The following is a 23,721-nucleotide window of genomic DNA, read 5'->3' on the forward strand; positions in this document are numbered from 1 at the left end:
CAAGGGCTATTTTATCTAAAACATATTAATGCAGTTTAAATAACAAATGAATTTTATTAGATTTTTGTAAATATACAGTTAATTAGAAGTTAAGTCCAACATTCCTCGTACTATTGTATACAACCACCTTTTGTCTAAAAGAGTCTGGTCATTCTTTTCCTATGATGATTCACATATAATCTTTTCTATAACACTAATGATAAGTTAAGGTTTAAGCCTATTAGACAATCTTAATTTTTAACATTTCCTTCTTTTTTTAACACATCAGCCATGCTTCTACATTTAATAATAGTAAAAGACAACTTAAAAGGAGGGGTTGTATTGAAGAATAAAAAATATTGGCTGTTTCGCTCCTTTATCTATCATTTTTCCAGACCCTCGTCCAACGCCCCCTCCTCCAAATCCAAGCTGCGAGCGAGTAACGAATGAATTTGCAGGGAATTTCCTCATAACGAATAACACCATCCCCTCTGTCAAAGATGCATCACAATCAATGATACTGTGGCAAAGTGATGGAATACTACTTATATCAGGTAATGTCTCGGTTTACAATAGTACTAGCAGCACAGAAGCAATTACAATTCAAATCGTTGGAGCAGCAACTAATGTTTTCACTGTGTTTCCTGGTAATACAATATCATATGCAGGAAAAGACTTAGAATCAGTCAGGATTATCAATATACAAAGTAATCCTTCACTATATTTAGAAGGTAAGTACTGTTGCCAATTTACATGTTGCTTATAAAATACCAATTTCAACTTCCTTAATAAAAAAAGCATATCATTTACGGTATGCTTTTTTTATGAAATCGGATAACGTACAGTAATACAAAACTCTCCTTGATTAACAGTTGTACCTGTCGTAGTAATTCGAACAGTCGTAAAATATCGTACAGTGAAAGTACCACTACTTTGCGGTTGAACAGTAACAGTATCAACTACCGTAGCGCCTACTAAAAAAACAACTGTAATTGGAGCCGCCCCTACATCATATTTCACGTAACCTGAACCATATACTTCTTGTGTAATATTATTCGTATATACAATTTGAGTACCAGCACCTGTAATAGACCAGTCTGTACATACTTGATCTTGCACAAGTGTTTTATTAGAACAACATGACAAACTGGAACTTCTCATTCCCATTTTGATCCTCTCCTATTCTGCTATGAAAGTGAATAACGTGTTGTAATACAAAATTCTCCCTGATACGTTCCAGCAGGTGTTGCAGGTAACACAACTTGTATAATATCAAAACGACGATACGTAAACCCGATACTCGTTCCTGAATTTAATGTTTGTGTATCTAGTACAGTACCAGCAGAATCAAGCACCTCTACAGTAATTGGGCCTGGTCCAACATCATATTTAACAAAACCAGTACCAACTACGTTTTGGTTAATATTATTTGTATAAAGAACATTATCGATTGCTGTTGCAACTACAGTAGCAGACCACGGACTACACACTTTATCTTGTACATAATTTTTATCTGGACAACAAGTTAATGCTGACCCTGAGCACTCACAAGACATAGTTATTTCCCTCTCTCTTTTATATTCCCTATATGTGTATGTCCCTCAGAGTCTTTTGCCTGTACGATACATCTATTTTCAAAAAATATTCAAATGACTAGATAGATTCAGTTTTATTTCTTTTTTTCATAAATTTATAGATGAATATACCACCTACAACAATAACTACGACTAGTAATATCGGTAGCATATATTGTCCAACAACATCCGCAGCCTTTTCCCAATGCGGACCTAATTTCATTCCAAAATAGACATATAAAGTCGTTAACGGGAACATTGCTACAAATGTATATATACTAAATTTCCATATGTTCATTTTTGCCATACCACATGGAACAGAAATAAGTGTTCGAACTCCTGGTACAAAACGTCCCACAAATGCTACAACTGGTCCATATTTCTCAAAGAAATCATCTGCTTTTTGAATTTGCTCCTCTTTAATAAAGAAGTATTTCCCGTACTTTATTAATAGAGGGCGACCACCGTAATAACCGAGGGCGTATAACGTTAATGGTCCTGTTGTTCCGCCGAGTGTCCCAGCTAATACAGCTAACCAGAAATTCATATCTCCCTCGTATACCCAATACCCAACCATAGGTAAAACGACTTCTGCTGGAATAAATTCAAACGTTAATGCTAACACAACTCCAAAATAAGAAAACTGCTTTAAAAACTCGATTATATCTAAAATCATTTGCTCCATATTTTTAACTCCTATCCTACGTTTACGTTATGCTTTTCTTGTAATTGAACTGGCGCCATTTTGACAATTCGGTTCAAAATGAATAACACAATTCCAATATCATCTAAAATGCCGATAAACGGTAGGAAGTCTGGAATTAAATCAAGCGGCATCGCTACATACCCAACTAAAAAAGCAACAGATAAAATTTTCTTCTTTATTGAAACCTCTTTTGAAGTAAAAAAGTCAAATAGAAATGGAACGAAACGACGGACATGAAATACAACTCTTAATCTACTAATAAGTTTTTTCATTTTTATTTCTCCTCTCTTTGTATACGAAAAGGACCCTACCAAATATGGTAAGGGTCCTCAAAAAGACAGAAAGGGGCCTTTACCATTGCTGGTAAAGGTCTCACTAACAACGAAACGTTGCCAATAAAGCCGAGGGTTTCTCCCTGTAATGACGACTTTATTGTAATAAGTTACTCCCCTTTATACACAATTTTATACACTCACATTAAAATATTTCAGAGGGCTTGTCAATATATTTTATATCCCATTCCCTTTCGTAAAAAACAAAAAACGTATAGGAAATTTCTTACTATCTCATAATATACATAACCATTTTTGAACGAAAGGAGATGTTTCATTTGCATACCGTCTGGAAAGGTGCACTTTCACTTGGACTATTAAATATAGGAATTAAACTATACAGTGCCGTAGAAGAAAACGATATAAAATTTTTAAGCCTCCATAAAGAATGCTTAACACCTATTAAATATAAAAAATTTGCTCCTGATTGTACGGATGAAGAAATTGATGATACAGATATTGTAAAAGCCTATGAATATGCACCCCATAAATACATTATTATGGATGAAAAAGAATTAGCTGAGTTGCAAAAAGCTCACGAACCACGATCCATTCGTATTATATCTTTTATCCAAAATAACGAAATCGATTCTGTTCTTTATGACCGTTCTTATTTTATAGGCCCTACCCCAGGACATGAAAAATCCTATTTATTATTAAAAGAAGCTCTTGAACGTACAAATAAACTTGGGCTTATTCATATTTCTATTAGAAAAAAACAACATTTAGCTATTATCCGTAACTTTGAAGATGGACTGATGTTACAAACCATTCACTATCCTAATGAAATTCGCGATATAACAAATATACCTAACTTACCAAGTAACGAAAATTATCCTATCCAAAAACAAGAACTCACCGCAGCAATTAATTTAATCCACCACCTTACAAATCCTTTTGAACAAGAAATGTATACAGATGAATATAAAGAAGCCCTTACCGAATTAATCGAGAATAAAATTGAACAACAAGAAAAAACTGAAACAATCTCTCCAGCTCCGAACATCATTAATATTATGGAGACATTACAGGCAAGCATTGAACAAGCAAAAATAAAAAGAGACAATAAAACAGAAAAAGAGGCCAAATAAAATTGACCTCTTTTTTCTTTAAAGCGGATTACATTTCGGCATTTCAAGTCCAGACGATTGAGCTAGTTTTAATAAGTAGTAACATTCCTCTCTTGCCATATGATCTGCCATTCTAGCTGATAATACACTTAATACTTCATTCGATAACTCGAGCTCTTCCACTTCATGTAAAAAATGCGAAAATAGTTTCAATTCAAGTGAAACATCTTTTGTAAACTTCTTTAATGCTGGAAAATGATGAAGCTCCGTTCGTAAATATCCAGTCATCTCAACTGCCTTTAAGTAAAATTGTTCAAAATGCTTCGTAAATTCTTCGCTTTTCTCTTTCAATCTTTTTTCAACAAGATCTAGCCCACCAGAAATAGAACCCGCATGACCAGCCGCATCCGTTAACCAAACGAGATGATAATGCAATTCATGAAAAACAGGCGGAACTTCCCCTTTCTTCAGAAACTCTAAAACTGTTATATACTCTTCCACTTCGTTTACCATATGATTAATAAAAGTTGGCGTAAAATGAATCGTAATTTTCCCTTCCAACTGCTTCTGTATAATATTTAATTTAAACGCCCGAATTTCCTTAGCAGCTTGTTCAGCCTCTTTTGAGAATGCCATCAGATTTACATTCCGAACTTTATTTAACAAATTCGTAAATGTTTCAACAAAGTAAGTAGCTTTCTTTATATCCTCTTTTTCCTTCGGAGCTAATGCATCCAGTAAAAATTGTGCATGATCAGTAAGTACCTTTAGCCAAAATTGATGCTCAAACAACGCACTTTCTTCATAATTTCTCTCCACTAAATCCCCTCCGTCTATTCACCCTTCTCTACCACTTGAAGTTTATATCCATCCGGGTCTTGTACTACAATACTTTTCTCACTTTCTTTTTCTGTATATGCGATTTTATAAAATACTAACCTCTTCTTTACATTCTCTATGTTAGAAATTGAAAACGTTAGAACATCAACTGAGTCCGTAACACTCTTCTCACGCCCGCCCAAACTGCGATTCATCACAAAACTAATTCTCGTTGAATCGGTATCATACCAAACCCCTGTAATATCTAATTGCGGCCTTTCTGAACTAGGTGTTATCCCTAAAATCCCTTCATAAAAATACAGAGTTTCCTTTAAGTTCTTTACTTCCAATACAATGAATTGTTTCACAGTCTCCACATTCATTCCCCCCGTACCTATTACTTTTTTATATGTGTCATAAATGCTCATTATGTCTGAATACAATACGTAGTAATGAACATGTAAGGAGGTTTATTCGTGAATAAATATATGAGATCATTTGTGCCCTATCATAGCCCTCTCGATCCTTGTCCTCCTATCGGAAAAAAATATTATTCTACTCCTCCTAATTTATTTTTAGGCTTTCAACCGCCAAACTTACCGCAATTCACGCCAAAAGAAGCACTCCAAAAAGGGACTTTATGGCCTGTTTTTTATGACTATTATGAAAATCCTTATAAAAAAGGGCGGTGACTACTGACGTGACTCAATCGCTACCAGAAGAATATTATCAGCTGTTACTGGAGCTTCAAGAACTAGACTTTGTACTAGTCGAACTCACTCTTTATTTAGATACACATCCAGATGACACCGCTGCTATTAATCAATTTAATGACTTTTCCTATAAACGGAGAGTATTAAAACAAAAGATGGAAGAAAAATACGGGCCACTCCAGCAGTTTGGAAATAGCTATTCTAATGCCCCTTGGGAATGGAGCAAAGGTCCTTGGCCATGGCAAATATAAAGGAGAGAAACTATGTGGATTTATGAAAAGAAATTACAATACCCCGTTAAAGTGGGAACTTGCAATCCAGCACTTGCAAAATTATTAATTGAGCAATATGGCGGTGCAGATGGAGAATTAGCTGCTGCACTCCGTTACTTAAATCAACGTTATACAATTCCTGATAAAGTCATTGGTCTCCTTACTGATATTGGTACAGAAGAATTTGCACATCTTGAAATGATTGCTACGATGGTTTATAAGCTGACGAAAGATGCGACTCCTGAACAAATGAAAGCTGCTGGTCTTGACCCTCATTACGCTGATCATGATAGTGCACTTCACTACCATAACGCTGCTGGTGTTCCATTTACTGCAACCTATATACAAGCTAAAGGTGATCCAATTGCCGATCTATATGAGGATATTGCGGCTGAAGAAAAAGCACGCGCAACATATCAATGGCTTATTAACTTATCAGATGATCCAGATATAAATGACAGCCTACGCTTCTTACGTGAACGAGAAATTGTCCATTCACAACGTTTCCGAGAAGCGGTAGAAATTTTAAAAGAAGAACGTGATAAAAAAATATTTTTTTAAAACACGTATCCTAGCGGTATGTGTTTTTTTACGTTTAAAGTTAAATCCTTCCTATTAAACATATAAATAGTATATTTATTCGATTTAATGCATTATTTTTTAATTTTTTCAAAATTCCCTATTGCTTTCTAGTCATCAGACCTTTAAAATAGTAACAGTTACTCGACAAATTGTTTGAATTTTCGACAAAAATACTCATTAGGAGGATTTTCTTTATATGCGTACAATTTTAAAACCAGCGCAAATACTCTCGATTAGTTTATTGCTATTCGCAGTTTTCTTCGGTGCTGGTAATATGATTTTCCCGCCCCTTCTCGGTCTTTCTTCCGGAGAAAATATGTGGGTTTCCATTACAGGATTTATTATTACAGACGTCGGTTTATCTTTACTAGCTATCGTCGCTGTTGCCCTTGCCGGTGGTAGTTTTAACACGTTAGCAAGCCGTGTTCATCCAAAATTCGCAGCAGTATTCGCTATCATTATTTATCTTTCAATCGGCCCACTATTTGTTATTCCACGAACTGGATCTGTATCTTACGAAATTGGGATTGCACCACTTTTCCCGGACCAATGGTACTCTATGTTAATCTTTAGTGCAATTTTCTTTACAGTTGTCTACTTCTTATCATTAAATCCATCAAAATTAGTAGATCATATCGGAAAAATATTAACGCCAATTTTACTTGGAATTATTGCAATTATGGCAACAAAAGCGATTCTTTCACCAGGAACGTTTACAGAACCTGTTGGTGACTATAAAGAAATCCCATTTTTCAAAGGATTTCTTGAAGGATTTTTAACGTTAGATGCAATTGGAGCACTTGTATTATCAACGATTGTTGTAAATGCAATTCGCCAAAACGGGATACAAGAGAAGAAATCAATTGCGAAATATACAATTATTTGCGGTAGCATTGCAGCTCTATTTTTAACACTTGTTTATTTCTTACTCGGTTATATCGGTGCTTCAAACGGCAACTTAGGGCAATTCGAGAACGGTGGTCAACTATTAGCTACTGTTATGTACCAATTCTTTGGGACAAGCGGTAATGTTTTATTAAGTATCGCCATCATCTTCGCTTGTTTAACAACAGCAATCGGCGTTGTAAGTGCATTCGCCAACTATTTTGCAACAGTACTAACGAACGTTTCTTACAAAAAGCTCGTACTATACGTTTGTATTTTTAGCTTCGTGGTTTCAAACTTAGGATTAAGTTTATTAATCAAAATTACATTACCTGTATTAATTATTTTATATCCAATTACGATCATTTTAATTTTCGTATCATTTATTGATAAATATACGAAACGTAAACCTTCTGTCTACATCGGAGCAATGATCGCAGCATTCATTATTAGCTGTATTCATGCACTTGATAATGTGGAATTGATACCAGGTTTTATCACTAATATCGTACACACTATTCCGTTTTATAACTTAGGAATCGGCTGGATTATTCCAGCAATCATAGGTGGTATAATCGGATACTATATTCCGCAAACAGAAGCTGAAGGTGAAGTTTCTACAAAATAAAGAAAAGAAGCAAGCATGAAATACATGCTTGCTTCTTTTCACATCGTATGTTTAAAAGTAAATAACTCTTCTTTTGACTGCACAGCAGATTGTTCCTCTTCTACAACGTCCTTCTTTATCTCTCCTCCTAACCTGACTTTCATCATCGCCTCTTCGATACTTTTTACAATCATATTTCCTGAAAAAATAGTAAATCCAAAAAATGTAATCGGAACGAGAGGGATCCACGGATTCACTGTTAATGACCTAAAGTATACTCCAATTAAACCTGACCATTCATGCGTATAAGATTCCACCTCTTTTATTTGTCCACCAAACATTACAGTCCCACCAAAGAACACTTCAAGTAATCCTAAGTGCAGTAAAATAGTAAGAGTCTGCGTAAACTGCTGAAGAAATACGAGTATAAACGGCATATAAAGATGCGGAAAAAGATGTTTTATAACAATATGTCTTCTCGATCCACCTAATATGCGCGCGGCATCAACAAATTCTTCCGTTCGCAATTTACGAACTTCCTTCGCAACATACAGTGCAATAACTGGCATTACAAGCAGTACAAGTAATACCACTTGAAACGAAGCCCTTTCAAAAAAGGTTGTTGTCTCCTCTCCGCTTCCAAATGCATTTGCAGATTGAAGAAAAAAATACGCAATCATAACTGTCGGAATAACTGTAAAACTATCAAAGAAAGCCTCAATTTTTGAAAATCCTCTTTTTATATACGTTCCGAGTACGACACCGAAAAACACACCTATTACCATTCTAAGTGCCGCAATTAAAATAGATATACCAATCGTCCACTTCGCGCCCTCAATGACTAAATGTAACAAGTCATACCCTTTCCGGTCTGTCCCGAGTAAAAATTGTAATGAAGGTGGAAACGGTGGCACTTGTGGATTTTCATCCGCATCATATTGCAATGTAACTTGTCTAATATGTCCATCATTCCATAACGTATTTCCGATGCTCAAAAGAACTAATAGGAGAAGAAACCCAATGCTTATCCAAAATCTTTTATCACGTTTTATATACGTCCACATATTATAATCTCTCCTTCATCGCAGCCGGAATGAGATAATGAAACAATTTAAATAAAATAAAAATCGGAATATATATAAGAAGCACACTAACGATGAAAACCTCAACTCTAATACCGAAATAAGATTTCAAAAACATAAAAATACCACCCGTATTAAAAATCCATTCTATAATATATAAATTAGATAACATAAAAAAGATATTCGTTTTCGCAAAGAATAATGTACTAAGCAACACATTTCGTAAAATATGACGATTTAAAATATGAAAGCGCCCCAGCCCTTTCGCCTTAGCAAATAGTACATAATCTTTTTCTAGTTCATTTTCAAAACGAAGCACGACCATTTTTACAAACATAATCGTAGTCGGGATGCTCAAACACAATATTGGCAACCCCCTAATCGACTCGCCTCCAATTGAAGCAATTTGAAAAGGTAAAAAACCTGTTTGTTTAAAAAACCATACAACTAAAATTTGTGATACTAAAATAAGAAGGATATCTGGAATGGATTCTAGGAAGATAAGAAATGATTTAATTCGATGTTGTATACGTGGTGAACTACTCATAATTACATAAACAATACAAAATGCTACAAATAATGAAATGAAAAAAGCAGCTAAAAATATAACAATTGTTTCTTTATAATGGACAAACAACTGTGGAAATAAAAATTTATCTCCCACATATTTAAAATTGGAGATGTCCATTAAATTCACAAACACTTCTTGTAAACTCTTTATGTACTGTGATGCATGCAGCTCAAATCCATAAAATAGTTTCGGCAATGTCCCTAAACAAATAATACCCAAAATCGAAATAAGAAATTGAAACGTCACTTCCATCCCATTCAAAAATACTTTTTTGACCATTTTCGCCCTTCTCTCTCTATAATTTACCCCTTAATTTTATTCTTAATTTTCTGAATTGTAAATATTTAACACATGAAAAATCGCTAGGTTATGACCCTAACGATTCTTTGTGTAACTGTTTTTCTCTTTTCGCAAATGGCATATATAAAATAAAACATCCAATAAGCGCAGCTATTTCTAATGAAATAATATAGTAAGGATGCGGTCCTAACATATCAAGTAAGGAAGCTGTTTCTAGCTTATGGGCTAAAAACATATAATTACCACCTGTTTTATAATTTACAAACGAAACAATTGGAATCAATATGTTTAAAAAGATCATCGTGCGTTTAATAGATTGTAATGTAGGACGATACCCTTCCACCCAAGTCATAAAGAGTGGCGCCCAAATGAGCAGTATATGTGCGACAAAATATTCAATGAAACGAAAATGCGGAAAAGCATATTGCAAGTTCGGTGTTAAAATGGCTTGTGATGCACCAATAATTCCTGTGAAAAATACAATCTCATATATGCGATAACTTTTCGTTATAATCATAATCGACGCTAATAATAAACTAATCGTACATAACTCAAACGGTAATGAAGTGGCTAGCTCAAAAATCCCTGCTTTCCACTCCCACATATGCAGTCCAATTTCACTCCCTATAAATAAAAATGCAATCGCATATCGAACCGTTATATTCCACTCATTTTGACGTAATACATCTTGGTATTGATATAAAAAAACGATTCCCACCAACATAATAAATAATATAATGGCATGTTGCCTTGAGTAGGGAATAAACGGTTTTAATGGATGCGCACTAAAATAAGCTTCCATCTTCCTTCCTCCTCTCCTTCATACAATATTATTGTAAGAAAGAAACAACGAGTCAATTCATTTGCTTACACTGGGACAAGCTCTACCTTACATTTACATATTCATACCTTACAAAACTGTAAGGTTATTGTAAGCTAAAACGATTTGTCAGATTCTTTACCTCTTCTATACTTAATGTAGATACTAAAACGAACGAAAAGGTGATAAATAGATGAAGAAGAAAAATAAAGTGTTAATTACTAGTGTAGTAGCAATCGGAATTGCAGCTGGATCATACTTTGCATTTGCTGGCGGCGGTGGTTCAGAAGTAGCAATGGCATATAGCGGATATAAAGTAACAGAAAAACAGATTGAAAACGCGCAAAAATTTGGCGGAGAAGTCATTCCAAACGGCATCGAAACAATTTCATTCGATCCAACAAAAGGTACGTATGAATTAGCTGTAAAAAAAGGCGATGAAGTAAAAAAAGGGCAACTCCTTTTTAAATACAATGACCCTGCTGCTAAACAAGGTGTAACAGAAGCAGAAATGCAAAAGAAAATCGCACAAAAAGAAGTAACATTGTTCCAAAAACAAATTGATGCAGCGAAACAAAAATTACAAAAAGATAAAAATGCAGGCCTTCCTGCTGAAGCATTAAAAACATCAGAAATTGAAGTACAACAATTAGAATCACAACTTGAAATGAAGAAGTTTGAAGTTGAAAAAGCTGATGAGATGATTAAAGCGGCAAAAGAGAAAGTAAACACACTTTCTGTAACGAGCCCTACTGATGGCGTAATTGATGACATCGTAAAAACTGCTGATGAAAAAACAGGTATGAGCGGCATTACACTTCGTCACGCTGGTCCATTTAAAGTAAAAGGTCAACTTTCTGAATATGAGCTTGCTAGTATGAAAGTTGGGCAAGAAGTAACTGTTTCTTCAAAAACGGTCGCTGGTAAGACTTGGACAGGAAAAGTAACAGAAATCGGTTCTACACCATTAAAGAGTATGGATGAAAACAAAACAGTTTCTAACTATCAATTCACGGTCACATTAGATAATAGTGAAGAATTACAAAACGGCTTCCACGTTTACGTAACAAGTAAATCTGGCGAAGCAACTGGCACAATTGTTCCCAAAAGCAGCATCGTGAAAAAAGGTGACAAAAATGTTGTCTTCCTCGTAAAAGACGGTAAAGCGAAAGAACAAGCAGTTACTGTTGAATTCGAGACTGATAGCGAAGCAAAAGTTTCTGGAGTGAAAAAAGGAGAACAAATTATCTCTAAACCTGAAAAAGACTTAAAAGATGGTATGGAGGTTGTCGTTGAATGATTAACTTAAAAGGCATCACGAAATCCTTCCAAAATGGTGCAGAATCCGTTCAAATATTACACGGAATTGACGTAACACTGAACCAAGGAGAATTCACTTCTATTATGGGACCATCTGGTTCTGGTAAATCAACATTAATGAACATTATCGGTTGTTTAGATAAACCAACGACAGGTACGTACGAACTAGCTGGGCAAAACATTTCAAACATGTCTGAAACAGAACTTGCACGCGTTCGTAATAAAGAGATCGGATTCGTATTCCAAAACTTCATGTTATTACCGAGACTTACAGCACTTCAAAATGTAGAGCTACCTCTTATTTACGCTGGAGTTGATAAAAAAGAAAGACGTGAGCGCTCATTAGCCGCTTTAACAAAAGTAGGTTTAGCTGATCGCGCTACTCACTTACCGAACGAATTATCAGGTGGACAAAAACAACGTGTCGCAGTTGCACGTGCAATTGTAAATAATCCAAAGTTCATTTTAGCCGATGAACCTACGGGGGCACTTGATACGAAAACAAGTACACAAATTATGGACCTCTTTTACGAATTAAACAAACAAGGCTCAACAATCATTATGATTACTCACGATCGTGAAATTGGGGAAGCTGCAGCACGTCAAATTGTAATTCGTGACGGAAATATCGTCCAAGATTGGAGAGGTTAATTTTGAACACGAGTGAAAATATACGCATGGCCCTTTCCTCTATCTTTGCCCATAAAATGCGTTCTATCTTAACGATGCTAGGAATTATTATCGGTATTAGTGCCATTATTACTATCATTTCAATGGGTGATGGTACAAACGCAAAGTTTAAAAAAGAATTAGGCCAAGGAAAAGATAATGAAATAACGATTTACTACGACAACTCTGACTATGGAACAGATATTGCCAAAATTACAGCTGATATGCTAAAACGTCTTCAAACTGTTCCAGGCGTTAAGGATGTGTATCCAGATGTACGTATGAAAGTAAAAGCAGCTTCTGGTTCAAAAGATGTCTCTCTTGATTTAATAGGTGGAACAGGCGACTTCATGACAGATTCGAAAATAAAATTAGTTCACGGTCGCGAATTAAACGACAGCGAATTAAAACAAGCAATCCCTGCTGTTATATTAAATGAAGAAGCTTTCAATAAATTATTTAATGGTTGGGAATCAAACTTATACACTGATATAAAAGGAAAGCCGTATAAGGTAGTCGGTGTTTACGAAACGAAAAATGAATTCGGAATGCCTATGCCTGAAGGGTATACGTCACTTGAAAATGTCCCTGTCATTTCAGGAGTAACTGAGTATGACTCTGTAAAATTAACAATGACCTCACCAACAGAACGTAAAAGTGTAGAAAAACAAGCCGTTTCCGTTTTAAACGAAATGAAAGCTCCTAAATTTGAAAATAAATTCAAAGCACAAGACTTAGGTGAATTTACGAAGCAATTAGACGAATCTATCGGTATGATGAAAATGGTATTCGGTGGTATTGCCGCTATCTCCTTACTTGTTGGTGGTATCGGTGTAATGAACATTATGCTTGTATCTGTAACAGAGCGTACACGTGAGATCGGTATTCGTAAAGCTCTTGGCGCAACGCGTGGTAAAGTATTAACACAATTCTTAATTGAATCTTGTATTTTAACAGGACTCGGTGGTTTCATCGGTTTCATGCTCGGTATCTTCTTCGCTTGGATCGTCTCCATCTTTGCCGGATGGCCACTCGTTGTCTCAAAAGAACTTGGACTTCTTGCAGTAGGTATCTCCATGTTAATCGGTATTATATTCGGTTTACTGCCAGCTAACAAAGCTGCAAAACTGGATCCAATTGAATGTTTACGATATGAATAAACAAAAACGTAGGAATTCACACTCCTACGTTTTTTTATTTATCTATTAAATCGTGTTTCTTCTATTATATATGTTTCATCCTATACATACCTTTAACTACTTCAAATTACTAAAGCTATTATAAAATCCTATTATCACAAAAATAATATGTGAAAGACTAAAATCAAGGCGTAATTTTTTCCATACCTCGACTTATTTTGTAACAATTGTAGCGATATTTCATTAAATTTCACCCCATTTCTATTTCTCCACAACTAAAATAGTTATTTTTACATAACTACTTTCCTGTTTCAATAGAAAAAACATCATTTTTGTAATGATTACGAAATAATTAAGTAACACTAACGAAACAATATTAACCTATTAGAAATTGAAATACTCCCCTTTTTATGTATTAGATGCTCTAACCTCCCCTATAAACTAAAAGAAAGCGCTTTTAGGATATTACTGGAATTATTACAGAATATTAATGACCCGTTACGAAACCTTTGTAATTTTATGTTTTTCGCAAATAAGAAAATTATGGTTGCTATAATGAGGTCAACGAAAACAAATGCAATGGAGGCTATTATGAAAAAATTTATGGGTATAGCAACAGCAGCGGTTTTTGGTCTTGGGATTTTCACAACATCTGCTAAAGCAGAAACAATCGTAACGACTGATGTACTAAATGTACGAGAAAACCCAACTACTGAATCAAAAGTTGTAGGAAAATTATTAGATGGATATAAAGTAAATGTTTTACATACAGAAAACGGATGGTCAAAAGTGAAATTGAATAGCGGTAAAGAAGCTTTCATTAGCGCTGACTATACAAAAGACACTTACTACGTAACAGCTAACGTATTAAACGTACGTGCTGGTGCAAACACAGACTCAGAAATTCTTGGTAAATTGAAACAAGATGATGTAATTGAAACAACACACCAAGTTGAAAATGATTGGATCCAATTTGAATATAACGGAAAAACAGCTTATGTTCATGTTCCTTACTTAACAGGTAAAGCTCCAATTAAAGTACAACCAGTAGTTAAAGCTGAAAAAACAACTAAAGTTCAAGATACAGCTAAAGTTCGTGAAGCAGCTGAAACTCAAGCAAAAGCTAAAGCTCAAGAAGCAACTAAAGCTCGTGAAGCAGCTGAAGCTCAAGCAGAAGCTAAGGCTCAAGAAGCAGCTAAAGCTCGTGAAGCAGCTAAAGCCGGGGCAGAAGCTAAGGCTCAGGCAGCAGCTGAAGCTCAAGCAGAAGCTAAGGCTCAAGAAGCAGCTAAAGCTCGTGAAGCAGCTAAAGCTCAAGAAGCAGCTGAAGCTCAAGCAGCGGCTAAAGCCGAGGAGGCAGCTAAAGCTCGTGAAGCAGCTAAAGCTCAAGCAGCGGCTGAAGCTCGTGAAGCAGCTAAAGCTCAAGAAGCAGCTGAAGCTCGTGAAGCAGCTAAAGCTCAAGAGGCAACTAAAGCTCGTGAAGCGGCTAAAGCTCAAAAACCTGCTACACAACAACCTGTTGCAAAAGAAACTGAAACAAGTGCACCTTCATCTTCTCGTGAACTACGCGTTGTAGCAACAGCTTACACAGCAGATCCACTTGAAAATGGTTATAAAGCAGGCGACCAAGTAAAATCAGCTTTAGGTCACAACTTAACAGCTAATCCAAATATGAAACTTATTGCAGTTGACCCAAGTGTCATTCCATTAGGTTCAAAAGTATGGGTTGAAGGTTACGGAGTAGCAATCGCTGGTGATACTGGTGGAGCTATTAAAGGAAATAAAATCGACGTTTTAATGCCAGATAAAGGCACATCTAGTAACTGGGGACGTAAAACAGTTACAGTTAAAGTATTAAACTAGTTCGTATAAAAAAGAGTCAGTCTCATTATTGAGGCTGACCCTTTTTTATGATTCTTACATTCTTTCTCCTTCACTCCCGTCCAATTCTATATACGATAGACTACCATTTCAAAAGAAAAAAGAGGATGCCACAGCATCCTCTTCTTGCACTTCTCTATTCCACGCAAGTAAACTGTGTCCAAGCTCCTACATAATCTAGTAAGAATAACTCTTCTTCTGCAATTGTGCCGACAATATTTTTCCGTTCATCTATCGGCATTTCTTTTAGAATGATTTGCAGTTCACCTTTATACTTACCAAATGAATTGTTACCAATTACAACTTGCCCTCTTTCCTGTAATACACTTTCGCGCACTGGGAAGTCATAGTCTTTGTATTTTTTACGCACTTCTGTAGAACGTACCATATATTCTGTTATGTCACCGCGTCTTACATGTAATTCTTGTAGCGTGGCTCTCTTTTCTACTTCAGTCGCTTCGTCTACAAAGTGTACCTTTAGCTGTAACATGTAACGATTTAAGTTTCCTAGTTTCTCTAACTCTGCTTCACTCGCATAAGCATTTCCGATAATAACGTCATCAATAAGCCCTGTCGCCCATAAATGTTTCGCTTGTACTTCAATCGGTAAGTTACGATGCTCTTCTAACGTACATAATCCGTCATTAATATCCCACGGACCGATGTTAGCTGCATGTGACGTAATAAACGCTGCCGTGCGAATACCGTGTTTTTTAAAACGTTCACTACAGCGAATGAAATAATCATACGGAAGACCAGTGAATTTTTGCGGATAGAAGTTATGGCAACCAATTAAAGCTGGTTTATTTGCCTGATGCGAAAGAATATTTTCTAAGTATGCAATATCATTACTTACGTTTAGTTCAATTTTTAAGCCGTACGGATTATTCGTCATTTTCGCTTCTGTTAATCCGTCAAAACCTAAATCTAAACGAATACCATCTGCACCTAACTCCGCAAAGAATGATAGATCGCTATAGCTAATACCAAGTTGATCAAATACCGCCGGAGCTACATCTAAAATAACTTCCATATTATAATCTTTTGCATGATTAATAATTTCTTTAAATTCAGCTACAATTTCTTCTTTCGGACGATTCACGGATAAAAGACATGTGAATATTCTTGAAAAACCGTGGCGTGCCGCTGCCGAAATGTATGCCATATCTTGTTCTTTCGTTGAATGCTCTGGATAAAGTGAAATTCCTAATTTACGCTCCATGCTTTTGCATCTCCTTCACACGTTGTATTAATGCCATGCTCGTAAATCTATATTTTGCAGATAAACATGTTGCACATAAAATCGTTGGTACAATAATTACGTATGGTGATTGTAATCCTAACATTACATAAGCACCCATTGAACAACCGATAAATAAAATTGATACGAGTAGTAAAACCAATAAAGATTTACTTTGTACCCATTTTGAATAATGCGCAATACATTGCCCCGCTACGAATGTAATTAAGATGATAATTGCTCCGAGCATTTTTCTTTCTCCTCTCCTGCTACTTGTTGTTTCTCATACATTTTGAAGAACGGATAATAAATAACGAATGAGATAACAAAGTTAACAAGTACAAGTACACCAGCCATAATTGTCCAGTCCGTACTAATAACCGCTGCAATTGGTGCTAACATCGTAAATGGCAATTTCGCCATCATCAGCGGAATCATCCCTGAAACAACTGCGAAATATGATACTGTCGTTGTCACTAACGGTGTAATAACGAATGGAATAATTAAGATTGGGTTCATTACAATTGGTGCCCCGAAAATAATCGGTTCGTTAATATTGAATAAGCCTGGCACAAATGATAATCTACCTAACTCTTTTAGGAACTTAGATTTAGAGAACATAAACATAATAACTAAAGCTAACGTTGAGCCTGATCCACCGATCCATACGAACCATTGAATAAATTGCTCTGTAAATAAGTTTGGTAATTGATGTGCATTTCCTGTAGCTGTGAATACTTCCATATTTTCAAGAATTGCTGAATCCCACATCGGACGAATGATTGGTCCTAAAATCGCAGGGCCATGTATACCGAATGACCAGAAGAACACGATTAAGAATACTGTTAATAAACCGCCGAATAAATTATTTCCTACTAATACTGATTTTAGTGGTGCGATTAAATATGTGATTGTTGTATTTACATCAAATTTTAAACCGTAACGAATACCCCAGAATAAAAGAATAACGACTAAAGTTGGAATTAATGCTGCAAACGAATTTGAAACTGCTGGTGGTACACTATCTGGTAATTTAATCGAGATATTATGCTTAATCATAAAATGATAAATTTCTACTGCAATTAAGGCTGTAACAATTGCTCCGAATAAAGATGTTGCACTTAATGTTCCTACTGAAATATATCTACCTGCATCAATAACACCTGGTACAGCTTTCGTAATTTGAATTGGTTCAACTGATGCTAGTAAAAAGGCGAGTACAGATAACAACCCTGCACTTAACTGATTGAGCTGATAAAAGTTGGCGAGTGAAGCTCCTACCCCAAATGCTGCGTATAGCGCCATTAAACCTACTGTAAATCGGAATGGAATATCTAAAATATGACGAAACGGTGCAATCCACTCCATATATGCATCAATTGGTAAATTTAAAAAGATAACGAAAAATGATCCGACAATCGTTAACGGCAATGTAGAAATAACTCCGTTTCGAATTGCTAATAAATGTCGTTGTCCTGCAATCTTTTGCGTTGTTGGCATAATCTTTTGTTCCATAAAACTCATAAAACCATTCATCAATACCCCTCCTCTTTTTCCTTACTATGAAATAAAGTTATAACATTATAATGTTTATATTTAAAAAAATATAATTATGCTAAAACTAATTGTTCTGCTTGTTTCAATACTTTCAAACCGTCACACATGCCATAATCTCGTTGCTCTATAATTGCAACTGGTATATCGTATGACTTCGCAAGAAACTGTACCGCTGGAAGCAAATACTTCACCTGTGGTCCGATTAAAACAACATCAGCATTTTTTATCTCCAGTTTCACAAGTTCTGAATCAACTGCTTTAATTTTATAATTCTTCCCTTGTTTCATTGCCTCTTCTTGCATTTTTCTTACAACCATACTCGTTGACATGCCTGCTGCGCAACATAATAAAATGTACATCTTATACTGTCACTTTCTCTTCTATTCGTTTATGAAGAGTGATAAATTCTTCAGCAAGTTCTTTCACTGTAATTGCATTCATTAAATGATCTTGCGCATGCACTAACAGTAAACTGATTTCTGCATGATTTCCTCTTGCCTCTTCTTGAATTAAGTCTGTTTGAATGCGATGAGCTGCTGAAATTTCTTCACTAGCAAGTGTCATCTTTTCACTCGCATTCTCAAAATCTCCTTGTCTTGCAAAAGCAATTGCTTCAAGTGACGCGCTTCTCGCGTTGCCACCATGTAAAATTAACGCAAATGGAGTTTGCATATCAGTCATTTCAAATTCCCCCAAGCTATCTTTTTTCTATATGGTTATCTTATTATGAAAACGCATACAATTAAACATAAAAAACTTCCGTTGTGTAACGGAAGTTTTTATATACTTCTCTTATAACGATAATAATATCTCTTGAAAATCTTCAACCACTTCAGCCTGAGCTAATTTCTCTATCGTATTTTGATTAGACATAATATCATATAAAAAATCATAAAGCTTTTGTAAATCTTCATTATTATTGCGCTTTACACTAAATAAAATAATAACTTGTACTTTCTTATCTCCCCAGTCAACCGCTTTATTAAGTGTACAAAACATCAAAAATGTTTTCTCACTTAATAACTGCATTGGATGTGGAATCGCAACTAAATTCCCGACCGCTGTAGGAGATGTACTCTCTCTTTCCATAACAGATTCATAAAAGTTTTCTGGTACATAGTTTTTCTCAGCAGCTTTCTCACATAAAAATCGAATAACCTCTTCCTTCGTAGAAGCGCTATGATTTAAGAAAATCAAATCTTCCTTCATATATTGCTGCACACTAGTATTCACATTCGTAAACAACTGCTGACCAATTGACTTAATCTCTTTATCATCAAATATTGAATTTACTTTTATAACAGGTACAGGCAAACCACTTGGTATATGAATCGTACTAATAATACAATCTATCTTTTCTTTGTAGAGATCTTCTACTTTCAATTGATAATAGCCTGTAATCCCTACAATCTCTAATTTATCTCGGAACTGTGATAGAATTTTATATTTCAATAGCTGGGCGCTTCCTTGACCAGTCGCACAAACTAATAAACATCTTTTCTTTTGATTCTGTTCTTGTAAACGACTCATCGCTCCGCCGAAGTGAATCGCAATATAACCAATTTCACTTTCCGGAATCGATTCTCCCGTATATTCACCAATTATATCTCCAACGAGAACCGCAATTTCAAAAGCATACGGATAATTCTTTTTCACTTCTGCCAATAGAGGATTTCTCGTATTTAACTTATACTTCAAACGGTTTAATAATGTTTTTAAATGAACACCAAATCCAAATAATAATTCCTCATCATAATAAAAAATAAGATTCCGTTCTTCCGCTACTTTAAAGAGAATATGTTGCATAAATGCATATAGATCTTTCCCTAATAATTCTTCTACATTTTCATAACGGTCTTTCGCTGTAACAGCAGTACTTAATAAATGCATCGTTACATATAAAACTTCTTCTTCGGGAAATGAAAGATGCAACGCTTTCTCTAAATCCCCTAAAATCGCTTTCGCAATTGTATATTCTTTCTTTATGATAAGTTCAGCTTGCTCTGCATTTAGTCCTTTCATATAATGTTGATCTTCACAACGCTTTAATGCAATTGCAATATGAATGACTAAATTATCAATTTCTATATCTGATAAATATATCGTTCCTCCTTCAATATACTTTAATATAACCGAACGGATAAGCGGTATATGAGGTAACGATACATATGTATCACTCTGTTCAAATTGCTCATGAAACGGAGTATGATCATAACGTGGTAAACCATATTGTGATAAACAAGAACGAATACGAAACTCCTCTCCGACAACACGTATACCATAATACGGTCTCTTTTCAATTTGTAATTTATAGCGACCACATATATCTGTAACATCTTTCATAATTAAATTTACAGTCGATTTACTTACATAAATCTCCTCTGCTAACTGCGAAAGCTTCACATACCCATCTGTCGTTAAAATACGTTGCAGAATGTACGCTATCCTTTCTTCATAAGAAGTTGGGATCTTTTCCGTCTGTTTTTGAAATAGATTCACGCAAAACTCTTCAAACTTCTTCGTTTGTATAATTTCTAGTTCGTATCCAGTCCCTCTTTGCGATTCAATTTTTGCTCCGTTTTCTTCCAATATATCATTCAATAACTTTATATCTTTTTGAATCGTCTTCGTTGATACATGTAAACGGCTCGCTAAAAAAGCTCGATTTAACATCGATTTCTCTTCTAAAAACTCCTCTAAAATAGAAACTAATCGCTGATGCACCTTTGTCATAGCTCTTCCTCTCGCAATTTATATATAAAAAGGAAAAAGCTGCTGAGGTCAGTAGTTTTTTCCTTTTTCATTTTATCTATTTCTTTAATGTAAATCCGAATTTATCCCATGCTTGTAAATAATCTAATAAGAAAATTTCTTCTTCCACAATTCGGCCAACTACATTTGTTTTTCCTGTGTTCACCATATCTTTTAAAGCAATTTGCAATTCACCTTTATACTGACCGTACTGTTCATTATCAATTAAAAGATCCCCGCGCTTAATTTCGCGTGTATTATGCGGTTTGAACTCTTCTTTCTTATATTTCACACGACTTTGTGTCGAACGAATCATATATTCAGATACATCTCCGCGATAAAAATGCGGTTCCTCTAATACAATAATTTTTTCTAATTCTGTTGTCGTATCGTATAACTCTATATCAAAAGTTTGTTTTTCTTTATTTAATGCACCTAGTGCCTCTAATTCTTTTTCTGATGCATACGCATTCGCAATAATGACATCATCAATTAATTCTGTTGCAAATAAATGCTTCGCCTGTGTTGTCATCGGTAATTCACGATGCTGCTCTAACGTACATAATCCTTCTGTTACTGGCCAAGGCCCATATGTTGCATCAAATGATGAAATAAAAGCAGCCGTTCTCATACCGTAATCTTTAAATTGTTTCGAGCATGTAACAAAATGATCATATGATAATCCTGAATAACGATGCGGATAAAAATTATGGCAACCAATTAAATTTTCACGATTTGGTCTATGGCTCATAATATTATCAACATATTTCGTACCGTTACTCATATTAATTTCAATTTTTAAGCCGTATGGATTGTAAGTCATAATCGATTCTTCTAAACCAGAGAATCCAACATCTAAACGAATACCGTACGCTCCTAACTCATGGAAGAACGATAAATCATCATATGAAATACCTAATTGTGTAAAGACAGAGGGACTAATATCAACTAATACTTGGAACCCTAATGCATTTGCATGCGAGATCGTCTCTTTAAAGTCTTCTATAATTTTCTCTTTCTCTCCATCTACAGACAATAAGCATGTGAATACACGTGTAAATCCGTATTTACTTGCTAATGTTAAATATTCCTTATCTTTCTCTACTGTTGAATGTTCTGGATAAATAGAAATACCTAATCGTCTCATATGTACACGCCTCTTTCTTTATTGTTTTGTAAACCTTTTCAAATATATGTAGTGAAAAAGCATATAATCCCCTTCTCATTCACTACGTTTTGAATCCGCTTTCTTTAAAGAAAAAACAATTTCTATCATTCATAACAACTACAAGTCTATACATCTATACTTTACAACTTTTTTTCATAGTTGTGTAGCTTTTACACAAATTTGTCAGTTTTTTCACCGCAAAAATTGTTATACGTTTTCAAGGCACCTTCCTTGACTGTTACATTGACCAATACATATACTCGAAAGAACAGAGAAATTTTATATAGGGGATGAATATATGGGAGAAGCAATACTCGTAAAACGAGAACCGTTATGGACGAAAGAGTTTGTTGCTTTAATTCTAGCAAACTTATGTATGTTTTTAGGGTTTCAAATGTTAATTCCTACTTTACCTGTTTATGTGAAAGAAATTGGCGGCACAAGTTCTAATATCGGATTTGTTGTCGGCATGTTTACTGTAGCGGCACTTTTTGTTAGACCACTAACGGGAAACGCCTTGCAAAAATTCAACAAAAAAATTATTTTAATGATTGGTACTGCAATTTGTTTACTCGCTATGGGTAGTTATCTTTTCGCTTCAACTGTCTTCCTATTACTTGCCGTTCGAATTTTACACGGGGCTGGTTTTGGTATTACAACGACTACATATGGAACTGTCGTTTCAGATTTAATTCCACAAGCTCGCCGCGGTGAAGGCATGGGATATTTCGGTCTTTCTGGAACAATTGCAATGGCGCTTGGTCCACTTATCGGACTTTGGCTTATGCAAACATATAACTTCACAATTCTTTTTTTATGTGCACTTTCCTGTACAGTAGTTTCATTAATATTAACAAAAATACTTCAAATCAAAAAATCGCCGCAACCACCTCAGCAAATATCTGGTACCTTCCTCGATGGATTTATCGAGCGCAAAGCTTTACTTCCTTCATTATTAATATTATGTATTACATTAATGTACGGAGGAATCGGGAGCTTTATTACATTATTCGCTACCGAAGTCGGAATTGCTGATATTAGCCTCTTTTTCTTATTTAATGCACTGGCAATCGCTGTCACTCGTCCGTTTTCTGGAAAGTTATACGATGCGAAAGGTCATACATTCGTTATCATTCCAGGAGTTATTATTACGTTTGTAGGTATTATTTTATTGTCGTATACAACTACCATTCCGAGTTTAATTATTGCAGCGGCATGTTACGGAAGTGGTTTTGGAGCGATTCAACCTGCACTGCAAGCATGGATGATTGATCGAGTAGCACCGCACCGACGAGGCGTCGCAACCGCTACATTCTTCTCAGCATTCGACCTTGGAATTGGTGCTGGCGCAATTATATTTGGATTCATTGCACATTTTACAAACTATGCAACTGTATATCGCTATTCCTCTCTACTCCTTATTGCTTTCCTATTCATTTACATCACAAGTGTAAGGAAACAAAAGCATGGAGATAAAAACAGAGAAAAAGCTGCTGGATAATTTCAGTGGCTTTTTTATCGTATTTTTGATGTTATAAAACTACATGCATTTCCCTACATATTTTTTTAACTTTCGTCAAAAAATATACGATGAACTCGTAGACGCTTTCCTTCATATTCAAATGAACAACACTATTCTAAAAAATGTGATTTCTTTACAAAAACACTGTCTATATAGGGGTTAAAC

General features: G+C 35.2%; 27 protein-coding genes. 11 read left to right on the forward strand and 16 right to left on the reverse strand.

What is annotated here, in order from left to right; all coding sequences use genetic code 11:
• The first annotated feature begins 328 nt into the window (after positions 1 to 328).
• Positions 329 to 745, forward strand: coding sequence for an S-Ena type endospore appendage (locus COL05_RS05395; protein WP_142337368.1), 417 nt, complete (start codon positions 329 to 331; stop codon positions 743 to 745).
• A 56-nt stretch (positions 746 to 801) separates the two neighbouring features.
• On the opposite strand, the gene COL05_RS05400 is transcribed toward COL05_RS05395, so the two are convergent.
• From COL05_RS05400 to COL05_RS05415, 4 genes are all read right to left on the reverse strand, one after another.
• Positions 802 to 1,146 carry a DUF3992 domain-containing protein gene (locus COL05_RS05400; RefSeq protein ID WP_098667857.1) on the reverse strand — a complete coding sequence of 115 codons (345 nt, stop codon included), beginning with the start codon at positions 1,144 to 1,146 and terminating at the stop codon, positions 802 to 804.
• 20 nt (positions 1,147 to 1,166) lie between these two features.
• Positions 1,167 to 1,535: a DUF3992 domain-containing protein gene (locus tag COL05_RS05405; protein WP_098667858.1), complete on the reverse strand. Its 369-nt coding sequence runs from the start codon at positions 1,533 to 1,535 to the stop codon at positions 1,167 to 1,169.
• Between the two features lie 97 nt (positions 1,536 to 1,632).
• Positions 1,633 to 2,238: a DedA family protein gene (locus COL05_RS05410; RefSeq protein WP_098667859.1), complete on the reverse strand. Its 606-nt coding sequence runs from the start codon at positions 2,236 to 2,238 to the stop codon at positions 1,633 to 1,635.
• An 11-nt stretch (positions 2,239 to 2,249) separates the two neighbouring features.
• A complete protein-coding gene (locus COL05_RS05415; RefSeq protein ID WP_000733852.1) occupies positions 2,250 to 2,531 on the reverse strand; it encodes a YkvA family protein in 282 nt (93 codons plus the stop codon).
• A 338-nt stretch (positions 2,532 to 2,869) separates the two neighbouring features.
• On the opposite strand from COL05_RS05415, the gene ku reads away from it, so the two are divergent.
• Complete coding sequence (gene ku, locus COL05_RS05420) at positions 2,870 to 3,682, forward strand: non-homologous end joining protein Ku (protein ID WP_098667860.1); 813 nt, start codon at positions 2,870 to 2,872, stop codon at positions 3,680 to 3,682.
• A gap of 18 nt (positions 3,683 to 3,700) precedes the next feature.
• Here ku and COL05_RS05425 read toward each other — a convergent pair whose 3' ends face one another.
• Together COL05_RS05425 and COL05_RS05430 are read right to left on the reverse strand one after the other, a co-directional pair.
• Positions 3,701 to 4,480: a DUF2935 domain-containing protein gene (locus COL05_RS05425; protein WP_098283355.1), complete on the reverse strand. Its 780-nt coding sequence runs from the start codon at positions 4,478 to 4,480 to the stop codon at positions 3,701 to 3,703.
• A gap of 14 nt (positions 4,481 to 4,494) precedes the next feature.
• The gene (locus COL05_RS05430; protein WP_098258427.1) at positions 4,495 to 4,908 is read right to left on the reverse strand and encodes a VOC family protein; all 414 of its coding nucleotides are present in this window, start codon (positions 4,906 to 4,908) and stop codon (positions 4,495 to 4,497) included.
• Positions 4,909 to 4,956: 48 nt separating this feature from the next.
• Between COL05_RS05430 and COL05_RS05435 the strand changes: the two genes are divergently transcribed.
• The 4 genes from COL05_RS05435 (at position 4,957) to brnQ2 (ending at position 7,560) form a co-directional block, all read left to right on the forward strand.
• Entirely contained in the window at positions 4,957 to 5,172 is a 216-nt protein-coding gene (locus COL05_RS05435) for a spore coat associated protein CotJA (RefSeq protein WP_001046257.1), read from the forward strand.
• A gap of 8 nt (positions 5,173 to 5,180) precedes the next feature.
• Positions 5,181 to 5,444 (forward strand): spore coat protein CotJB, encoded by a 264-nt coding sequence (locus COL05_RS05440; protein ID WP_000194492.1) that lies wholly within the window; start codon positions 5,181 to 5,183, stop codon positions 5,442 to 5,444.
• Between the two features lie 12 nt (positions 5,445 to 5,456).
• A complete protein-coding gene (cotJC, locus tag COL05_RS05445) occupies positions 5,457 to 6,026 on the forward strand; it encodes a spore coat protein CotJC (protein ID WP_000265273.1) in 570 nt (189 codons plus the stop codon).
• Between the two features lie 217 nt (positions 6,027 to 6,243).
• Positions 6,244 to 7,560 (forward strand): branched-chain amino acid transport system II carrier protein BrnQ2, encoded by a 1,317-nt coding sequence (gene brnQ2 / locus COL05_RS05450; RefSeq protein WP_098667862.1) that lies wholly within the window; start codon positions 6,244 to 6,246, stop codon positions 7,558 to 7,560.
• 38 nt (positions 7,561 to 7,598) lie between these two features.
• On the opposite strand, the gene COL05_RS05455 is transcribed toward brnQ2, so the two are convergent.
• From COL05_RS05455 to COL05_RS05465, 3 genes are all read right to left on the reverse strand, one after another.
• Entirely contained in the window at positions 7,599 to 8,603 is a 1,005-nt protein-coding gene (locus COL05_RS05455) for an ABC transporter permease (RefSeq protein ID WP_098667863.1), read from the reverse strand.
• 1 nt (position 8,604) lies between these two features.
• On the reverse strand, positions 8,605 to 9,471 hold the full coding sequence (locus COL05_RS05460; protein ID WP_088308353.1) for an ABC transporter permease subunit: 867 nt from the start codon (positions 9,469 to 9,471) through the stop codon (positions 8,605 to 8,607).
• An 88-nt stretch (positions 9,472 to 9,559) separates the two neighbouring features.
• Positions 9,560 to 10,294, reverse strand: coding sequence for a YwaF family protein (locus tag COL05_RS05465; protein ID WP_098667864.1), 735 nt, complete (start codon positions 10,292 to 10,294; stop codon positions 9,560 to 9,562).
• Positions 10,295 to 10,505: 211 nt separating this feature from the next.
• Between COL05_RS05465 and COL05_RS05470 the strand changes: the two genes are divergently transcribed.
• From COL05_RS05470 to entC, 4 genes are all read left to right on the forward strand, one after another.
• Entirely contained in the window at positions 10,506 to 11,612 is a 1,107-nt protein-coding gene (locus COL05_RS05470) for an efflux RND transporter periplasmic adaptor subunit (RefSeq protein ID WP_098667865.1), read from the forward strand.
• Positions 11,609 to 12,283 carry an ABC transporter ATP-binding protein gene (locus COL05_RS05475; RefSeq protein ID WP_000609103.1) on the forward strand — a complete coding sequence of 225 codons (675 nt, stop codon included), beginning with the start codon at positions 11,609 to 11,611 and terminating at the stop codon, positions 12,281 to 12,283. The genes COL05_RS05470 and COL05_RS05475 overlap by 4 nt, the downstream gene beginning before the upstream one ends.
• 26 nt (positions 12,284 to 12,309) lie before the next feature.
• Complete coding sequence (locus tag COL05_RS05480) at positions 12,310 to 13,461, forward strand: ABC transporter permease (RefSeq protein ID WP_407707397.1); 1,152 nt, start codon at positions 12,310 to 12,312, stop codon at positions 13,459 to 13,461.
• Positions 13,462 to 13,908: 447 nt separating this feature from the next.
• Positions 13,909 to 15,300: a cell wall-binding protein EntC gene (entC, locus tag COL05_RS05485; RefSeq protein ID WP_142337360.1), complete on the forward strand. Its 1,392-nt coding sequence runs from the start codon at positions 13,909 to 13,911 to the stop codon at positions 15,298 to 15,300.
• Between the two features lie 154 nt (positions 15,301 to 15,454).
• Here entC and COL05_RS05490 read toward each other — a convergent pair whose 3' ends face one another.
• From COL05_RS05490 to COL05_RS05520, 7 genes are all read right to left on the reverse strand, one after another.
• Positions 15,455 to 16,540 carry a DUF871 domain-containing protein gene (locus tag COL05_RS05490; RefSeq protein ID WP_098667867.1) on the reverse strand — a complete coding sequence of 362 codons (1,086 nt, stop codon included), beginning with the start codon at positions 16,538 to 16,540 and terminating at the stop codon, positions 15,455 to 15,457.
• The gene (locus tag COL05_RS05495) at positions 16,530 to 16,808 is read right to left on the reverse strand and encodes a hypothetical protein (protein WP_000900031.1); all 279 of its coding nucleotides are present in this window, start codon (positions 16,806 to 16,808) and stop codon (positions 16,530 to 16,532) included. The genes COL05_RS05490 and COL05_RS05495 overlap by 11 nt, the downstream gene beginning before the upstream one ends.
• Positions 16,784 to 18,094, reverse strand: coding sequence for a PTS sugar transporter subunit IIC (locus COL05_RS05500; protein WP_001013061.1), 1,311 nt, complete (start codon positions 18,092 to 18,094; stop codon positions 16,784 to 16,786). Before COL05_RS05500 ends, COL05_RS05495 begins: the two co-directional genes overlap by 25 nt.
• A 74-nt stretch (positions 18,095 to 18,168) precedes the next feature.
• Positions 18,169 to 18,474, reverse strand: a complete 306-nt coding sequence (locus tag COL05_RS05505) for a PTS sugar transporter subunit IIB (RefSeq protein WP_070805288.1) — start codon at positions 18,472 to 18,474, stop codon at positions 18,169 to 18,171.
• Position 18,475: 1 nt separating this feature from the next.
• Positions 18,476 to 18,796 (reverse strand): PTS lactose/cellobiose transporter subunit IIA, encoded by a 321-nt coding sequence (locus COL05_RS05510; protein ID WP_070805287.1) that lies wholly within the window; start codon positions 18,794 to 18,796, stop codon positions 18,476 to 18,478.
• A 111-nt stretch (positions 18,797 to 18,907) separates the two neighbouring features.
• The gene (locus tag COL05_RS05515; protein ID WP_098667868.1) at positions 18,908 to 20,848 is read right to left on the reverse strand and encodes a BglG family transcription antiterminator; all 1,941 of its coding nucleotides are present in this window, start codon (positions 20,846 to 20,848) and stop codon (positions 18,908 to 18,910) included.
• A 76-nt stretch (positions 20,849 to 20,924) separates the two neighbouring features.
• On the reverse strand, positions 20,925 to 22,013 hold the full coding sequence (locus tag COL05_RS05520; RefSeq protein WP_098667869.1) for a DUF871 domain-containing protein: 1,089 nt from the start codon (positions 22,011 to 22,013) through the stop codon (positions 20,925 to 20,927).
• A gap of 319 nt (positions 22,014 to 22,332) precedes the next feature.
• On the opposite strand from COL05_RS05520, the gene COL05_RS05530 reads away from it, so the two are divergent.
• A complete protein-coding gene (locus COL05_RS05530; RefSeq protein WP_098667870.1) occupies positions 22,333 to 23,535 on the forward strand; it encodes an MFS transporter in 1,203 nt (400 codons plus the stop codon).
• Positions 23,536 to 23,721: the final 186 nt, after the last annotated feature.

Source organism: Bacillus sp. AFS059628, from assembly GCF_002571225.1.
In the GTDB taxonomy this organism is placed as follows: domain Bacteria; phylum Bacillota; class Bacilli; order Bacillales; family Bacillaceae_G; genus Bacillus_A.

Coding starts and splice junctions, on each gene's coding strand:
- COL05_RS05400 (WP_098667857.1), bottom strand. CDS start 1,146: ATGGGAATGAGAAGTTCCAGTTTGTCATGTTGTTCTAATAAAACACTT.
- COL05_RS05405 (WP_098667858.1), bottom strand. CDS start 1,535: ATGTCTTGTGAGTGCTCAGGGTCAGCATTAACTTGTTGTCCAGATAAA.
- COL05_RS05410 (WP_098667859.1), bottom strand. CDS start 2,238: ATGGAGCAAATGATTTTAGATATAATCGAGTTTTTAAAGCAGTTTTCT.
- COL05_RS05415 (WP_000733852.1), bottom strand. CDS start 2,531: ATGAAAAAACTTATTAGTAGATTAAGAGTTGTATTTCATGTCCGTCGT.
- COL05_RS05430 (WP_098258427.1), bottom strand. CDS start 4,908: ATGAGCATTTATGACACATATAAAAAAGTAATAGGTACGGGGGGAATG.
- cotJC (WP_000265273.1), top strand. CDS start 5,457: ATGTGGATTTATGAAAAGAAATTACAATACCCCGTTAAAGTGGGAACT.
- brnQ2 (WP_098667862.1), top strand. CDS start 6,244: ATGCGTACAATTTTAAAACCAGCGCAAATACTCTCGATTAGTTTATTG.
- COL05_RS05455 (WP_098667863.1), bottom strand. CDS start 8,603: ATGTGGACGTATATAAAACGTGATAAAAGATTTTGGATAAGCATTGGG.
- COL05_RS05460 (WP_088308353.1), bottom strand. CDS start 9,471: ATGGTCAAAAAAGTATTTTTGAATGGGATGGAAGTGACGTTTCAATTT.
- COL05_RS05465 (WP_098667864.1), bottom strand. CDS start 10,294: ATGGAAGCTTATTTTAGTGCGCATCCATTAAAACCGTTTATTCCCTAC.
- COL05_RS05470 (WP_098667865.1), top strand. CDS start 10,506: ATGAAGAAGAAAAATAAAGTGTTAATTACTAGTGTAGTAGCAATCGGA.
- COL05_RS05475 (WP_000609103.1), top strand. CDS start 11,609: ATGATTAACTTAAAAGGCATCACGAAATCCTTCCAAAATGGTGCAGAA.
- COL05_RS05480 (WP_407707397.1), top strand. CDS start 12,310: ATGGCCCTTTCCTCTATCTTTGCCCATAAAATGCGTTCTATCTTAACG.
- COL05_RS05490 (WP_098667867.1), bottom strand. CDS start 16,540: ATGGAGCGTAAATTAGGAATTTCACTTTATCCAGAGCATTCAACGAAA.
- COL05_RS05495 (WP_000900031.1), bottom strand. CDS start 16,808: ATGCTCGGAGCAATTATCATCTTAATTACATTCGTAGCGGGGCAATGT.
- COL05_RS05500 (WP_001013061.1), bottom strand. CDS start 18,094: ATGAATGGTTTTATGAGTTTTATGGAACAAAAGATTATGCCAACAACG.
- COL05_RS05505 (WP_070805288.1), bottom strand. CDS start 18,474: ATGTACATTTTATTATGTTGCGCAGCAGGCATGTCAACGAGTATGGTT.
- COL05_RS05510 (WP_070805287.1), bottom strand. CDS start 18,796: ATGACTGATATGCAAACTCCATTTGCGTTAATTTTACATGGTGGCAAC.
- COL05_RS05515 (WP_098667868.1), bottom strand. CDS start 20,848: ATGACAAAGGTGCATCAGCGATTAGTTTCTATTTTAGAGGAGTTTTTA.
- COL05_RS05520 (WP_098667869.1), bottom strand. CDS start 22,013: ATGAGACGATTAGGTATTTCTATTTATCCAGAACATTCAACAGTAGAG.
- COL05_RS05530 (WP_098667870.1), top strand. CDS start 22,333: ATGGGAGAAGCAATACTCGTAAAACGAGAACCGTTATGGACGAAAGAG.